The following is a 14,175-nucleotide window of genomic DNA, read 5'->3' as shown; positions in this document are numbered from 1 at the left end:
GGGCTTACTCGATGACCTTGGGCACCAGGAACAGGCCGTCCTGGACGGCCGGGGCGTTGGCCAGCAGGGCGTCGCGCGATTCGGCGGTGGCCGGCTCGGTGGCGGCGTCCTCGCGCAGGCGCAGCGCCACGTCCTCGATGGCCGAGATGGGATGGGTGAGCGGTTCCACGCCCTGGGTGTCGACCGCCTGCAGTTGCTCGATCAGGCCGAAGATGCCGTTCAGGTCCTTCAGGACGCGGGCCTGGGTGTCGCCCGCAAGTTCGAGACGGGCCAGCCGCGCGATGCGCGTGACGTCGGTTTCGGTAAGCGCCATGGCAGTGTGATGGAAAGGCTGCGAAACGGCGTCGGACGGGGCTTTGGCGCGCTTCGGGGCCGGGTGGGTCGTAGCACTGCTTCGAAGACCGCAGAATCGAGAATAATGCAGAACTTTGATGCAGTTTCAGGGTATTGAAGCAGGATTATAAGTTATCATTTCGCGTTTACCGGACCCGCCCACCCCGCATCCGTTCTTCATAAAAGATTCCCGATGTTCAGTTTCCTGCGCAGTTATTTTTCCAATGATCTGGCGATCGACCTTGGCACCGCCAACACGCTGATCTACGTCCGCAGCAAGGGCATCGTGCTGAACGAACCCTCGGTGGTGGCCATCCGCCAGGAAGGCGGGCCCAGCGGCAAGAAAACGATCCAGGCGGTGGGCAAGGAAGCCAAGCAGATGCTGGGCCGCGTGCCCGGCAACATCGAAGCCATCCGCCCCATGAAGGACGGCGTGATCGCCGACTTCACCGTGACCGAGCAGATGCTCAAGCAGTTCATCCGCATGGTCCACCCCAAGGGCCTGTTCGCCCCCAGCCCCCGCATCATCATCTGCGTTCCCTGCGGCTCCACGCAGGTCGAGCGCCGGGCGATCCGGGAATCGGCGCTGGGCGCCGGCGCCAGCCAGGTGTTCCTGATCGAGGAACCCATGGCCGCGGCCATCGGCGCCGGCCTGTCGGTTTCCGACGCCAGCGGCTCGATGGTGGTGGACATCGGCGGCGGCACCACCGAGGTCGCCGTGATCTCGCTGGGCGGCATGGTCTACAAGGGCTCGGTGCGCGTGGGCGGCGACAAGTTCGACGAGGCCATCGTCAACTACATCCGCCGCAACTACGGCATGCTGATCGGCGAACCCACGGCCGAACTCATCAAGAAGGCCATCGGATCGGCGTTCCCCGGCTCCGAGGTCAAGGAAATGGAAGTCAAGGGCCGCAACCTGTCCGAAGGCATCCCCCGCAGCTTCACCGTTTCCTCCAACGAAATCCTCGAGGCGCTGACCGATCCGCTGAACCAGATCGTCTCGGCCGTGAAGATCGCGCTGGAGCAGACCCCGCCCGAGCTGGGCGCCGACATCACCGAGAAGGGCATCATGCTGACTGGCGGCGGCGCGCTGCTGCGCGACCTGGACCGCCTGCTGCAGGAAGAAACCGGCCTACCCGTCATCGTGGCCGAGGATCCGCTGACCTGCGTGGTGCGCGGCTGCGGCCAGGCGCTCGAGCGCATGGACAAACTGGGCGCCATCTTCACGAACGAGTAATCTTTTCTCGTGGTTGTCATCGCGACGGGGCGAAGCGGCTGACAAGCGGTTCGCCCCGGTCTTTTTTCCTCGGGACCTGTCCCGGCATCGCCGGACGCTGGACATACTTCCATGCAATACAGTCCACCGTCGTTTTTCAAGCAAGGGCCGCCGGCCTTGGTCCGGCTGGCGTTCTTCGTGTTCCTGTCCCTGGTCATGCTGGTGGTCGATACCCGCATGCGGGCGCTCGATGCCTTGCGTGAAGCGGTCAGCGTCGTCCTGTATCCGTTCCAGCGCGTGATGCTGCTGCCTCGCGACGGCGTGCGCTACGTGGCCGATTTCTTCGAGGTCAACAGCAGCGTCCAGCAGGAAATCGAGCTGATGCGCCGCCAGCGCATCGAGATGGCGCAGTCCACCGCCCAGGCCGCGCAACTGGCTTCCGAGAACGCCCAGCTGCGCCGGTTGCTGGGCGCCAGCGAGCGCGTTCCGGCGCCCGCCGTCCTGGTGCAGGTGCTGTACGAGTCGCGCGACGCCTTCTCGCGCCGCCTCATCATCGACAAGGGCAGCCACTACGGCATCATCGCCGGCATGCCGGTCATCGACGACGGCGGCGTGGTGGGGCAGGTGGTGCGCACCTCGCCCATGACCTCCGAGGTCGCGCTGCTGACCGACCGGGTGCAGTCCATTCCCATCCAGGTGCTGCGCAACGGCCTGCGCGGCATCACCTCCGGCGGCGAGATCCCGGGCCGGCTGGGCCTGCGGTTCATGGCGTCCGACGCCGACATCCAGGTGGGCGACACCCTGGTCACGAGCGGGCTGGATGGCATCTATCCCGAGGGCCTGCCGGTGGCCACGGTCGAATCGGTCGAGCGCGACGCCAGTTCCGGCTTCGCGCGCATCCTGTGCAAGCCGGTGGCCGGCGTGGACCGCTACCGGCATTTCCTGGTGCTGCAGACCATCAAGCCGCAGGAACTTCCCGGCGCGCCGGGGGACGAATCCTCCAAAAGCGAACTGTCGGACAAGTCGTCCCCATCATCCATGGCGCCCCGCGCTACCCCCAGCCGATGAAAGCACACTTCCTCATCCAGGGCGCGGCGGATCCGGCTCCGCCGGTCCGCCAGTGCCGCCCCCTGGGGGGCGCGCGTCAGCGCGCAGGGGGGGGCTTCCGTTGAAAGCACCTTCCACGCTGCCACGTTCCCGGGTTCCGACCGAACACCTGCTCTTGCCGGTCGAACCCCGCTTCATCTGGCTCACGCTGTTCCTGGCCTGGCTGCTCAACCTGCTGCCCTGGGGCCAGGTGGGCGGCATCCCCGACGCGCTGGCGATCTGCCTGGTATTCTGGAGCGTCCACGAGCCCCGGCGCGTGGGCATGTTGACCGCCTTCGTCTTCGGCATCCTGATGGACGTGCACGGGTCGGCCCGCCTGGGCGAGCACGCGCTGTCCTACACCTTGATGGTCTATCTGGCGCTGCTGATGCACCGGCGGCTGTCGTGGTTCTCGCCCTGGCTGCAGGCCTTGCACGTGCTGCCGGTTTTTTTCGTCTCCGAACTCACGGTATTCTCTATCCGCGGCTGGCTCGACGGCACCTGGCCCGGCTGGTGGTGGGCGCTGAACAGCGTGATCTCGGCCCTGTTGTGGCCGCTGGCGGGCTGGATCCTGCAAGCCCCCCAGCGCAGGCCGGTGGACCCCGACGACACGAGGCCCATCTAAGCCAGGCCAGCCGGCACCACGCAACACCGTCCGGCCCGCAGGGGCCGGGTTTCCGCAGCACATGACCGAACTCAAGAATACCGAGCGCGAACTCCAGCATTTCCGCCTGCGCCTGCTGGTGGCGGTGGGGCTCGTTCTCGTCTGCTTCGGCCTGCTCGGATCCAGGTTCTGGTACCTGCAGGTCGCCAACCACGACGCCTATGCCGCCCGTGCCGAGCAGAACCGCATCTCGGTCGTGCCCATCACGCCCCATCGGGGCATCGTCGTGGACCGCAATGGCGCGCTTCTGGCCCGCAACTACTCGGCCTATACGCTGGAAATCACCCCGTCCAAGGCGGGCAAGCTGGACGAGACCATCGAGCAATTGGGCGAGGTGGTGCACATCGACGCCCGCGATCGCCGCCGTTTCCGCCAGTTGCTGGGCGAGTCGCGGCGGTTCGAGAGCCTGCCCATCCGCAGCCGCCTGACCGACGAGGAGGTCGCCCGCTTCGCCGCCCAGGCCTATCGTTTCCCGGGCGTGGAAATCCGCGCGCGGCTGCTGCGCAACTACCCCCAGGGCGAGACCGCGGCGCATGTGGTCGGCTACATAGGGCGGATTTCCCAGCGCGATATCGGCCGGTTGGAAGAAGATGGCACCATTTCCAACTATCGGGGAACGGATTACATAGGCAAGGAAGGCCTGGAAAAATCCTACGAGAGCGTGCTGCACGGGAAGACCGGGGTCGAGGAGGTCGAGGTGACCGCCTCGGGCCGCGCGGTGCGGACGCTTTCGCGCACGCCGCCGGTTTCGGGCAAGAACCTGATCCTGTCCATCGACATCGAGCTGCAGAAGATCGCCGAGGCGGCGTTCGGCAACCGGCGGGGCGCGCTGGTGGCGATCGAACCGTCCACGGGCGACATCCTGGCCTTCGTCTCCCGCCCGTCGTTCGATCCCAACCTGTTCGTCGACGGCATCGACGTGGACAACTGGAAGGCGCTGAACGAGTCGCCCGACCGCCCGCTGATCAACCGGCCGCTGTACGGCACCTATCCCATCGGCTCCACCTACAAGCCCTTCATGGCGCTGGCCGGACTGGAACTGGGCAAGCGGACCTTCACCGGGACCATGTACGACCCCGGTTATTTCGAATTCGGCGACCGGCGCTACCGCAACTCCGGGGAACGGGCCTACGGCACGATAGACATGCGCCGCGCGCTGGAGGTCTCGTCCGACACCTATTTCTATTCGCTGGCCGCCGACCTGGGCGTGGACGCCATCCACGACTTCATGAAGCCCTTCGGTTTCGGCCAGATCACCGGCATCGACCTGGGCGGCGAGAAGACCGGCATCCTGCCGTCCACCGCCTGGAAGCGGCGGGCCTATTCCAAGCCCGAGCAACAGCGCTGGTACGCGGGCGAAACCATCTCCATCGGCGTGGGCCAGGGCTACAACGCCTTTACGCTGCTGCAACTGGCCCAGGCCACCTCGGTGCTGGCCAACGACGGCGTCTACATGAAGCCCCACCTGGTGAAGTCCCTGCAGGACAGCGCCACCGGCGAACAGACCCTGACCGTCCCGCACGAGAGCTATCGCATCCCGCTCAAGCCCGAGAACGTCAGGATGATCAAGCAGGCCATGGCCTCGGTGACGCGCAGCGGCACCGCGGCCCGGGCCTTTGCCGGCGCGCCCTACGTCGCGGCGGGCAAGACCGGTACGGCGCAGGTCTACAGCCTGCGCACGGGGGAACGCTACAACGCCAACCGCATCGACGAGCGGTTGCGCGACCACGCCTTGTTCATGGCCTTCGCGCCGCTGGACCACCCGCGCATCGCGGTGGCCCTGATCGTCGAGAACGCCGGCTGGGGCGCCACGGTGGCCGCGCCGGTGGCGCGCCAGGTATTCGACTTCTGGCTGCTGGGCAAGCGCCCGGGCGGGCCCGTGCCCGACACGCCACCCCAACCTGTGGAGGCTTCCGGTGATTGATGGACCGGGCCTGTTCAACCGCCTGACCTGGCGCACCGTCTTGCTGCGCACGGTCGCGGTGTTCGACGCTCCCATGCTGCTGATCCTGATGGCCCTGGCCGGCATCGGACTGATGTCCATGTACTCGGCCGGAGGCGGCTTCGACGGCCGCTTCGCCGACCAGTTGCGCAACTACGGCATCGCGCTGCTGGCGATGTGGCTGCTGGCGCAGCTCTCGCCGCAGACGCTGATGCGGCTGGCCGTGCCGGTCTACCTGGTCGGGCTGGTCCTGCTGTTCGGCGTGGAATTCGCCGGCGAGACCAGCAAGGGCGCGACACGCTGGCTGAACCTGGGCTTCACCCGCATCCAGCCTTCCGAGGTGATGAAGATCGCCGTGCCGATGATGCTGGCCTGGTATTTCCACAAGCACCAGGGCACGCTGCGGGTACGCGACTTCATCGTGGCCGCCGTGCTGATGTTGACGCCGTTTTCGTTGATCGTGCTGCAACCCGACCTGGGCACCGCGCTGCTGGTGTTCGGCGCGGGGTTCTTCGTGCTGTTCTTCGCCGGCCTGTCGTTCCGCCTGCTGGTGCCGATCACCCTGGTCAGCGTGATCGGCCTGGGGACGCTGGTCACGCTGGAGGACACCCTGTGCGAGGACGGCCTGGACTGGGTGGTGCTGCACGACTACCAGAAACACCGTGTCTGCACCCTGCTCAACCCCGCTTCCGATCCGCTGGGCAAGGGCTTTCACACCATCCAGTCCGCCATCGCCGTCGGCTCGGGCGGCATGCTGGGCAAGGGCTACATGCAGGGCACGCAGACCCACCTGGATTTCATTCCCGAGCGCACCACCGACTTCATCTTCGCCGTCTTCGCCGAGGAGTTCGGCTTCGTCGGCAACCTGTTGCTGTTGTTCCTCTACCTGCTGCTGCTGATCCGCGGGCTGGCCATCGCCGCGAACGCGCCCACCGTCTTCTCGCGCTTGCTCGCCGGTGCGCTGACCATGGTTTTCTTCGTCTATGCCTTCGTCAACATGGGCATGGTGAGCGGAATCCTGCCCGTGGTGGGCGTCCCGCTGCCCTTCATGAGCTACGGCGGCACGGCGCTGCTCACGCTGGGCTGCGCAGCCGGGATCCTGATGGGGATACAGCGGCACCGGGCGCTGGTGCAGAGCTAGGATTGCGGGGAAAAGGCCTCGCGCGGCTCGCCTCGCGCGAACCGGCTTGCGCACACGTGGGCGACGCTTTCCCGCAGCCAGCGGATCCCATGGTCGCCAATCTTGTGGTGCGGCCATTGCATGATTTCGATCAAGGGCGGGATGGCCAGCGGCAGCGCCATGAGCCGCAGCGGTAGCCATTGCGCGTAGAGCCGGGCCAACCCCGCCTGCACCGTGGCCAGATAGGGAGTGCCCGGCAGGCACATGGGCAGCAGACTGTACTGCGGCACGCTGCTGGCCACCTTGCGCCGGCGTTTGAGTCCGCTCAGCATGCGCTCGTCCAGCGGCGGAAACATGGCGTGATTCTCCCGCTTGATGACGTGTTCCAACGCGAAATACCGCTCTTCGTCCAGGGTGTCGCCGATCAGCGGATTATCCGACCACGCCGCCGCGACCCATGGATCTTCGAACAGCGTGGATTGGGGATAGTCTGGCAAAGCGTAGATGCTCGGAACGATCAACAGGTCGATGTCGCCGCGTTCCAGACCCTCGGACAGCCGCGGGCTGAGCGGGTAGACGTCCAGGTGCACGCCCGGTGCGTGCTGGCTGCAATAGGCCAGCAGATGGGGAAGCACCACTATCGAGAAGTAATCCGACGCGGCAATCGAAAAGGTGCGCTCAGCGTTCGCCGGATCGAAGCCCCCCAGTGGCTGCGTGACCTGCTGGATGCGCAGCAAGATCGCGCGGACTTCTCCACGCAGCGCCTGCGCCCGCTCGGTCAGGACCATGCGGCGGCCGATCGGCACCAGCAACTGGTCGCCGAAGTGTTCGCGCAGCCGGGCCAGCGCACTGCTCATGGCCGGTTGGCTGAGATAGATCCGTTCGGCCGCCCGGGACACACTGCCTTCCTCCAGTAGCGCATCCAGTGCCACCAGCAGATTCAGATCGAGCTTATGGTAGCGCATGACCTATTTGTTCTGTGGATGAATTGGATTCAACGAATTCATTGGTTAGATGCTACGCGCGTCACTAGGATGACGGCAATACACCGACCAATGGAAACGAAGAAATGCCGACCGATTTGCCCGCCTATGCCCTGGGCACTTTCACCGGCCCGGGCGAAGAGACGTTCGTCGGGCTCGTCCTGAACGAGTCCCTGGTCCACCCCGTGCCGGCGCTTGCCCGCGCCGCCGGATTGCCCTGGCGCGCCGTTTCGGTCGCCCATATGCTGGAGAACTGGGACGAAGGCCTGGCAACCGTCGACGAGATTCTCGCGCGTCTGCGGGGCTTGCCCACGGGACTTTCCCTGGATCGGCTGCGCGTCCACGCGCCGGTCGCCCCGCGCCAGATCATCTGCACCGGCGCGAACTACCGCAAGCACGTCATCGATCTGGTCGTAGCCCAGGGGGCAGGCGCGGATACCGAGGGAATGACCGTCGAAGAGCGGCGCGAGCATGTCGCCCGCCGTACCGATGAGCGGGCGCGTGTCGGCCTTCCCTACGCCTTCCCCAAGCTAAGCGGTGCGCTGTGCGGCCCATTCGACCCGGTTGTGGTTCCGCGCGATGCCGAGCAGTTCGACTGGGAACTGGAATTGGGCGTGGTCATCGGCCGTCAGGCGTGGCGCGTGCCCCGCGACAAAGCGCTGGAGGTCGTGGCTGGCTATACGGTGGTGAACGACCTCACCCGAAGGGAGCTGGTCTACCGGCCGGATATCAAGTCGCTGGGGTCCGACTGGCTGCGGGCCAAGAGTGGTCCGGGCTTCATGCCCTGCGGCCCCTTTCTGCTGCCGGCGCGCCACGTGCCGGACCCCCAGGATCTGCACATCGAGTTCCGCCTCAATGGCGACGTGATGCAGTCGGAAAGTACCGCGGACATGCTGTTCGACGTGGCGCGGCAGATCGAGTATGTCAGTGCCTATGTCCGCCTCCAGCCGGGCGACCTCCTGGCGACGGGATCGCCGGCGGGCAACGGCATGCACCATGGCCGCTTCCTGAGGGACGGCGACATCATGGAAGGCCACATATCCGGCATGGGCACCCAGCGCAACCGTTGCGTGGCGGAAGGAGACTGATATGGCCATCGTCGGTATTCATTCCTTGATTTATCACGTGGAGGATCTGGGCACCTGTGCCGCCTTCATGCAGGAGTTCGGCTTGGTGCCGGTGGCTTCGGACGATGCGGACATTCGTTTTGCGTTGCCCGATGGCGCCGGCGTGACGCTGCGCCGGGTATCGGCGCCGCCCGCCGACGGTGGGGTGCGGACGGTCTGGGGAGTCGACACGCGCGCCAGCCTGGATGCGCTGGTTGCCGGGCTGGCCCGGGATCGGCCGGTCGAGTGCGATGGCGACGGCACCTGCTGGTTCGATTCCGACTGCGGCATGACGATGGGCTTGGCGCTCTTCGACCGGCGGCCGGTCATGTGCGCGCCGGATCCGGTCAACGCGCCCGGACGGGTACGGCGGCTCGATACCTGGCGCAAATGGCGCGAACGGGCTCTGCCCCGGACCATCAACCACGTGGTGTATGGCGTCGACGACTACAAGGCCTCGTGGGACTTCTTTCGCCATCGCCTGGGTTTCCGGCTGTCCGACCATTCGCGCGGCCTGGGCGTGTTCCTGCGCGCCGACGGGGCGCCGGAACATCACACGCTGTTTCTTCAGAACTGCCACTATCACGCACCTGGCTCGGCGGGTTTCCTGCACGCCTGCTTCGGTGTCGAGGACATCGACGAACTGATGGCCGGCGCCAACCACATGGCTCGCCGCGGATACCGCAGCAAGCTGGGCGTCGGCCGCCACCGCATCGCTTCCGCGCTGTTCTATTACCTGGACTGTCCCGCGGGCGGAGAGATCGAGTACGGCGCCGACACCGACTATCTGGACGACCACTGGCAGCCGCGTGAGTGGGACCCGAAATTCGGCTTCATCAGCTGGTGTTCCAACCTGCCGGCGTTCATGCAGGAGCCGGCGGCCCCGCTGGTCCGCGTCCTGGCTTCCGAGGACGACGTCGACATCCCCGATCTGGCCGCGTATCGCCGCCGGAAGGAGACCTGAGATGATGCTGTGCCATTGTTGCGGCCACCACCGCCCGGGAGTCGGCGTCGGCGGATCGCGGCCCGTCGCCCGTTTTCCCTACCTCACCGTGGACATGCACTGCCATCTGCTGGTCCCCCAGGTCGAAGAGCTGGTCGCGGAGCGCGAGGAAAAACGACGCGAACCGGCCTTGCAGGCCGCGCTGCTGGGCCAGGCTTCCCACGCCCACAACCAGGCCATGCGCGAGCAGATCGGTGAGCGCCTGCGCGACGTCGGCCGGCGCCTGGAGGACATGGATCGCCTGGGCATCGACATACAGGTGCTGAGCCCTTCCCCCACCCAGTACTACCCGTGGGCGGATGAGGAGCTGGCGGCGCGACTGGTGGAAACGCAGAACGCGGGCATCGTTCGGGCGTGCGCCGCGCATCCCGAACGTTTCCTCGGCCTCGGGGCGGTGGCCCTGCAGCATCCGGCGCTGGCGGTGTCCCAATTGCGCGATGCCGTCGAGCGGCATGGATTGCTTGGCGTCGAGATTTCGTCCGATCCGACGGGACGCGGCCTGGACGACCCCGAACTGGATCCGTTCTGGGCCGAGGCGCAGCGCCTGCAATGCGTGGTGTTCCTGCATCCCCTGGGAACGTCGCTGGGCGAGCGGGTCAACCGGTATTACCTGGCCAATATCATCGGACAGCCATTGGAGACGACGGTCGCCTTGTCGCAGCTGATATTCGGTGGTGTGCTGGACCGCTATCCCGGCCTGAGGCTTTGCGCGGCCCACGGTGGAGGCTACCTGCCTTTCGCCATCGGACGTTCCGACCACGCCCATGGTGTCCGGCCGGAAGCGGGCGCCTGCCGCGCGATGCCCAGCGACTATCTGCGCAGGATCTGGTACGACACCGTCGTGTTCCGGGCGGAAGCGCTTGATGAACTGGCACGGGTGGCGGGCGTTCGGCGGATCGTCGCGGGGACGGACTATCCGTTCGACATGGGAGAGTACGCCTTGCATGAAATGCTGCGCGGCACGTGCCTGGGTTCGGCCGATATCGAGGCCGTACTTGGCCGCAACGCGATCGAACTGCTGGGCCTGCCCGCCGACCATCCCGCCCTGGCCGCGGCCCGCGCGCGCCTTTCCACGGGGGTGAAAGCATGAAGCGCGAGGACTATTCCCGCGTCCTGGTGGCCGGCGGCGGCATCGGCGGGCTGGCGGCCGCGATTGCGCTGCGCCGGGCGGGGTGCGAGGTCGACGTGCTGGAGATCAAGCCCACCTGGGACGTAGCCGGCGTCGGCATCATCCAGCCCGCCAATGCTCTGCGGGCACTGGATGCGCTGGGTGTGGCAGAGCAATGCCTGGCCAAGGGATTCGGCTATGACAGTTATCGCTACATGACGGCCGAAGGGCGGTTGCTGCAGGACGTGGCGGGCCCCAAGGTGGCGGGCCCGGACCGTCCCGCCTATAACGGCATCGCCCGCCGCGCGCTGCACGAAATCCTGGTGTCCGCCGCGCGCGAAGCCGGGGCGGTACTGCGGGCCGGATGCGCCATCCATTCCCTGGAGCAAGGCGAGCAGGAGGCGAGCGTCGTCCTGAGCGACGGCAGGCGGGAGCGCTATGCGATGGTGGTCGGAGCCGACGGCATTTATTCCTGGCTGCGGCGCAATGTGTTCGGCCAGGACTTGCGCGCCCGGCCCACGGGCCAGAGCGTGTGGCGGGTCATGATGCCGAGGCCGGACGGCATGGCCTGGGGCGCGATGATGGTGGGGGCGCGGAGCAAGGCCGGCTTCATTCCCATTAGTCGGGAGCTGATGTATCTGCTGCTGGTCACGCAGGAAGATCCCGGCACGGTGATGCCCGTTCAGCGGCTGCATGTCTTGCTGAAGGAGCGGCTGGCTGATTTCGGCGGCATGGTGCCGGAGCTGCTGGCTGCCATCGATGATCCCGCGAAAGTGGTTTACCGGCCCCTGGAAGTCGTGATGATGCGGCCTCCCTGGCATCGCGGACGAGTCGTCCTGATCGGCGATGCCGCGCATGCATCCACTCCCCATCTCGGTCAGGGCGCAGCAATGGCCATCGAGGATGCTGTCGTGCTGGGAGACCTGGTGCGGCAAGGGTTGTCCTGGAACGTGTTGACCGACGTCTACATGCAACGTCGATTCGAGCGTGCCACGTTCATTCAGGACGCTTCATTCCGCATAGGGGAGTTCGAACAGGGGCGTGAACCCGGTCTCGATCTTTTCGATTTACTCGGGCAGGCCAGGCTGACGGTGGCCGCCCCCATTTGACGCCGGCCCAGGCCGGCCTATCCAGAGATGCACCAGAAGGAGTGGAGACATGAACAAGATGCGACATATGCTGGCCTGCGCGGCGGGCGCGAGCCTGCTGGCGGGAGCCGCGCAGGCCCAGTCGCCGGGCCAGGCGACGGAGCTGCTCGTGCCGTTCACGGCGGGCGGCGTGGTGGACATCATGGCGCGAGGCTTCGCCGTAGCTCTCGGCAAGCAGCTTCGGCAACAGGTCGTCGTGGTCAATCGTGCGGGAGCGGGCGGCGTGGTAGCCATGGCCTCGCTGGCCGGGGGGCCGGCCGACGGGCATACCCTGGCCTATAGCGTCGTGACGCCGCTGACGGTACAGCCTCATCGCATGAAGAACATGCCATTTTCCCCGGCTGACATCGTACCGGTATGCCAGACGTTCGAGAATTCATTCTTCATTGCGGCCAGCCCCAAGTCTCCCTACAAGGACTTCGAGGCACTGCGGGCCGCCGCGCGCGCCCAGCCGGGCGCGATCACCTATGGCCATCCCGGGCCCGCCTCGTCGCCGCACCTGTCGGCGCTCGAACTCTGGCGTGCCGCCGGACTGGACCTGCGCGACGTGCCTTATCAGGGCGAGGCGCAAATGGCGCCGCAATTGCTGAGCGGCCAGGTCGCCCTGGGTTCGGTGACTACGGCGATGGTTGCCACCCAGAAGTTGCAGCCGCTGCTGGTGTTTGCCTCCAAGCGGCTGCCGGAGTTTCCCAATGTGCCGACCAGCGCCGAACTGGGATATCCCATCGCGCCTTCCGGCTATGGCGGGCTGTTCGTGCGTGCGGGTACGCCTGCCGACGTGATCGACAGGCTGGAGTCGGCCTGCGACAAGGCCGTGCACGACCCGGACTACCAGGAACTGGCGAAAAAGCAGTTCCAGATGTCGGAGTACCTGGATCGCCGGGCGTTCACCGGCCGCATCGCCGCGGACTATCGCGCCAAGGGCCAGCTCATTCCCACGTTGAACCTGACCCAATAGCGCGAGGTGGCAGGCTAGCGCCGCGGCCGAAAGGTCCGTCCGGTCAGTTCCAGCCTTTGCATGTCGTCCTCCCGCCGTATGGTCGATGGCTACGGCCCAGGGCCATCGACGGAGGGGAACAAATGCATCGTGCGAATGCGTGGCCATTCGCGCCGGCGATGGATGGTCAGTGCTAGTCCTTCGGCAACGCCGGCTGCGGCGAGAACGGTGCCACGTTCATGATCTTCACCTCCTGGGCGACGAACGACCCCCGGTTCATCTGCCTGAAGGCAGCCCATTCGGGGTCCGCCTCCAGCCGCTCGCGGCGCCGTTCGCGCTCGGCCAGGCTGGCGTAGGCCCAGATGTGGACGACCTGGTTCAGCGGACCGATCTCGCTTACGTAGAAGCCGACCAGCCCGCCCAGGTGCCGCATCTGCACGGGCAGGCCGTGCGTGCGGTATCGCTGCAGGTAGTCGTCCATGGTGCCGTGCTTGAGCGTGTAGGTGCGGTGCTCGACGATCATGCGGTGGGTTCCTCTGTTTCCTCTAGGGCTGGACCTGGATGCCGGTCTTCTTCAGGAAGGGGATCCAGCGGTCGAAGTCGCTGGCCAGCTTGGCCTTGAATTGCTCCGTGTCCATGGGGCCGATCAACCCCATGCTGCCCAGCTTGTCCGATACCTCGGGCGAGCGCGCGACCTTCAGGATGGCCTGCTCCAGCTGCCGGCGCGTGGCCTCCGGGGTGCCGGCCGGCGCCAGGATGCCGTAGGCGTTGCTCATCTGCAGGTCGGGATAGCCCGCCTCGACCGAGGTCGGCACGTCGGGCAATTGCTTGGAACGCTGCGTGTCGAACAGCACCAGGCCGCGTACCTTGCCTTCGCGCACGTAGGGCGCGAGGATGGTCACGTCGGCGTTCAGCGCGTCGATCTGCCCGGCCAGCAGGTCGGCGATGGCGGGGGCCGCGCCGCGATACGGGACGTGCAGCATCTGCGAGCCCGTGTAGACGTTCACCATCTCGCCGCCTATGTGCATGGTGGAGCCGACGCCGGACGAACCGTAGCTGATGCGCGCCCCGGACTTGGACTTGTCCACCAGCTCGCGCAGCGTGCGCACGCCCAGGTCGGGGCGGGCGATCATCAGGGTCTGGACCTGGCCGATCAGCGCCACGGGTTCCAGGTCCTTGCGCGGGTCGTAGGGCAGTTGCGTCATCGTGCCCGCCGACATCACGTAGCCCGAGGTCGCCACCAGCAGCGTCCCGCCGTCCGCGGGCGACTTGGCGACATAGTTGGCGCCGACGACGCCGCCCGCGCCGCCGCGGTTCTCCACCACGACGGTCTTGCCCAGCGCCGCGGTGAGCCCCGGCGCGATGATGCGCGCGACCTGGTCCACCGGACCGCCGGCCGCGAAGGGCACCACCAGCTTGACGACATCGGCGGCGGGCGATGGGGCCGCGACGGCGCACGACAACAGGAACAGCAAGGCTCGAACTCGTTGCATGAAGGTCTCCTCCATGGCGCTGCGCCATGGTCGTGG

The 14,175-nt window shown here is 66.6% G+C and carries 14 protein-coding genes; 10 read left to right on the top strand and 4 right to left on the bottom strand.

What is annotated here, in order from left to right; genetic code table 11:
• Positions 1-4: 4 nt before the first annotated feature.
• Positions 5-313, bottom strand: coding sequence for an Asp-tRNA(Asn)/Glu-tRNA(Gln) amidotransferase subunit GatC (gene gatC / locus CDO46_RS12485; RefSeq protein ID WP_087838797.1), 309 nt, complete (start codon positions 311-313; stop codon positions 5-7).
• A 213-nt stretch (positions 314-526) separates the two neighbouring features.
• Between gatC and CDO46_RS12480 the strand changes: the two genes are divergently transcribed.
• The 5 genes from CDO46_RS12480 (at position 527) to rodA (ending at position 6,382) form a co-directional block, all read left to right on the top strand.
• Entirely contained in the window at positions 527-1,570 is a 1,044-nt protein-coding gene (locus CDO46_RS12480) for a rod shape-determining protein (RefSeq protein WP_087778192.1), read from the top strand.
• Positions 1,571-1,681: 111 nt separating this feature from the next.
• Positions 1,682-2,617: a rod shape-determining protein MreC gene (gene mreC / locus CDO46_RS12475; RefSeq protein WP_087838796.1), complete on the top strand. Its 936-nt coding sequence runs from the start codon at positions 1,682-1,684 to the stop codon at positions 2,615-2,617.
• 100 nt (positions 2,618-2,717) lie between these two features.
• Complete coding sequence (mreD, locus tag CDO46_RS12470; RefSeq protein ID WP_338617095.1) at positions 2,718-3,260, top strand: rod shape-determining protein MreD; 543 nt, start codon at positions 2,718-2,720, stop codon at positions 3,258-3,260.
• A gap of 61 nt (positions 3,261-3,321) precedes the next feature.
• A complete protein-coding gene (gene mrdA, locus CDO46_RS12465) occupies positions 3,322-5,223 on the top strand; it encodes a penicillin-binding protein 2 (RefSeq protein ID WP_087838795.1) in 1,902 nt (633 codons plus the stop codon).
• A 73-nt stretch (positions 5,224-5,296) separates the two neighbouring features.
• On the top strand, positions 5,297-6,382 hold the full coding sequence (rodA, locus tag CDO46_RS12460) for a rod shape-determining protein RodA (protein WP_087839092.1): 1,086 nt from the start codon (positions 5,297-5,299) through the stop codon (positions 6,380-6,382).
• On the opposite strand, the gene CDO46_RS12455 is transcribed toward rodA, so the two are convergent.
• Positions 6,379-7,326, bottom strand: coding sequence for a LysR family transcriptional regulator (locus CDO46_RS12455; RefSeq protein WP_087838794.1), 948 nt, complete (start codon positions 7,324-7,326; stop codon positions 6,379-6,381). The genes rodA and CDO46_RS12455 overlap by 4 nt on opposite strands.
• A gap of 104 nt (positions 7,327-7,430) precedes the next feature.
• Here CDO46_RS12455 and CDO46_RS12450 point away from each other — a divergent pair, with 104 nt between their 5' ends.
• Genes CDO46_RS12450 through CDO46_RS12430 form a run of 5 tightly spaced genes read left to right on the top strand, consistent with a single transcriptional unit; the run spans position 7,431 to position 12,667 of the window.
• A complete protein-coding gene (locus CDO46_RS12450) occupies positions 7,431-8,432 on the top strand; it encodes a fumarylacetoacetate hydrolase family protein (protein WP_176400728.1) in 1,002 nt (333 codons plus the stop codon).
• A 1-nt stretch (position 8,433) separates the two neighbouring features.
• A complete protein-coding gene (locus CDO46_RS12445) occupies positions 8,434-9,414 on the top strand; it encodes a VOC family protein (protein ID WP_087778187.1) in 981 nt (326 codons plus the stop codon).
• Position 9,415: 1 nt separating this feature from the next.
• On the top strand, positions 9,416-10,543 hold the full coding sequence (locus CDO46_RS12440) for an amidohydrolase family protein (protein ID WP_217896310.1): 1,128 nt from the start codon (positions 9,416-9,418) through the stop codon (positions 10,541-10,543).
• Complete coding sequence (locus CDO46_RS12435) at positions 10,540-11,670, top strand: FAD-dependent monooxygenase (RefSeq protein ID WP_087838793.1); 1,131 nt, start codon at positions 10,540-10,542, stop codon at positions 11,668-11,670. Before CDO46_RS12440 ends, CDO46_RS12435 begins: the two co-directional genes overlap by 4 nt.
• Before the next feature lie 49 nt (positions 11,671-11,719).
• A complete protein-coding gene (locus CDO46_RS12430; RefSeq protein ID WP_087778185.1) occupies positions 11,720-12,667 on the top strand; it encodes a tripartite tricarboxylate transporter substrate binding protein in 948 nt (315 codons plus the stop codon).
• A gap of 172 nt (positions 12,668-12,839) precedes the next feature.
• Here CDO46_RS12430 and CDO46_RS12425 read toward each other — a convergent pair whose 3' ends face one another.
• Complete coding sequence (locus CDO46_RS12425) at positions 12,840-13,169, bottom strand: NIPSNAP family protein (RefSeq protein ID WP_087838792.1); 330 nt, start codon at positions 13,167-13,169, stop codon at positions 12,840-12,842.
• A 22-nt stretch (positions 13,170-13,191) separates the two neighbouring features.
• Positions 13,192-14,139 (bottom strand): tripartite tricarboxylate transporter substrate binding protein, encoded by a 948-nt coding sequence (locus tag CDO46_RS12420; protein WP_165963144.1) that lies wholly within the window; start codon positions 14,137-14,139, stop codon positions 13,192-13,194.
• Positions 14,140-14,175: the final 36 nt, after the last annotated feature.

It is taken from the genome of Pigmentiphaga sp. NML030171, assembly GCF_002188635.1.
Classification (GTDB): Bacteria; Pseudomonadota; Gammaproteobacteria; order Burkholderiales; family Burkholderiaceae_B; genus Pigmentiphaga; species Pigmentiphaga daeguensis.
The sequence above is the reverse complement of the archived record's forward strand: the minus strand, read 5'-3'. Positions and strand labels throughout refer to the sequence as shown.

Bases quoted from the DNA above. Each gene is read 5' to 3' on its own strand.
- rodA (WP_087839092.1), top strand. From the start codon at position 5,297: ATGCTGCTGATCCTGATGGCCCTGGCCGGCATCGGACTGATGTCCATG.
- CDO46_RS12455 (WP_087838794.1), bottom strand. From the start codon at position 7,326: ATGCGCTACCATAAGCTCGATCTGAATCTGCTGGTGGCACTGGATGCG.
- CDO46_RS12420 (WP_165963144.1), bottom strand. From the start codon at position 14,139: ATGCAACGAGTTCGAGCCTTGCTGTTCCTGTTGTCGTGCGCCGTCGCG.
- gatC (WP_087838797.1), bottom strand. From the start codon at position 313: ATGGCGCTTACCGAAACCGACGTCACGCGCATCGCGCGGCTGGCCCGT.
- mrdA (WP_087838795.1), top strand. From the start codon at position 3,322: ATGACCGAACTCAAGAATACCGAGCGCGAACTCCAGCATTTCCGCCTG.
- CDO46_RS12445 (WP_087778187.1), top strand. From the start codon at position 8,434: ATGGCCATCGTCGGTATTCATTCCTTGATTTATCACGTGGAGGATCTG.
- CDO46_RS12480 (WP_087778192.1), top strand. From the start codon at position 527: ATGTTCAGTTTCCTGCGCAGTTATTTTTCCAATGATCTGGCGATCGAC.
- CDO46_RS12435 (WP_087838793.1), top strand. From the start codon at position 10,540: ATGAAGCGCGAGGACTATTCCCGCGTCCTGGTGGCCGGCGGCGGCATC.
- CDO46_RS12425 (WP_087838792.1), bottom strand. From the start codon at position 13,169: ATGATCGTCGAGCACCGCACCTACACGCTCAAGCACGGCACCATGGAC.
- CDO46_RS12450 (WP_176400728.1), top strand. From the start codon at position 7,431: ATGCCGACCGATTTGCCCGCCTATGCCCTGGGCACTTTCACCGGCCCG.
- mreC (WP_087838796.1), top strand. From the start codon at position 1,682: ATGCAATACAGTCCACCGTCGTTTTTCAAGCAAGGGCCGCCGGCCTTG.
- CDO46_RS12430 (WP_087778185.1), top strand. From the start codon at position 11,720: ATGAACAAGATGCGACATATGCTGGCCTGCGCGGCGGGCGCGAGCCTG.
- CDO46_RS12440 (WP_217896310.1), top strand. From the start codon at position 9,416: ATGATGCTGTGCCATTGTTGCGGCCACCACCGCCCGGGAGTCGGCGTC.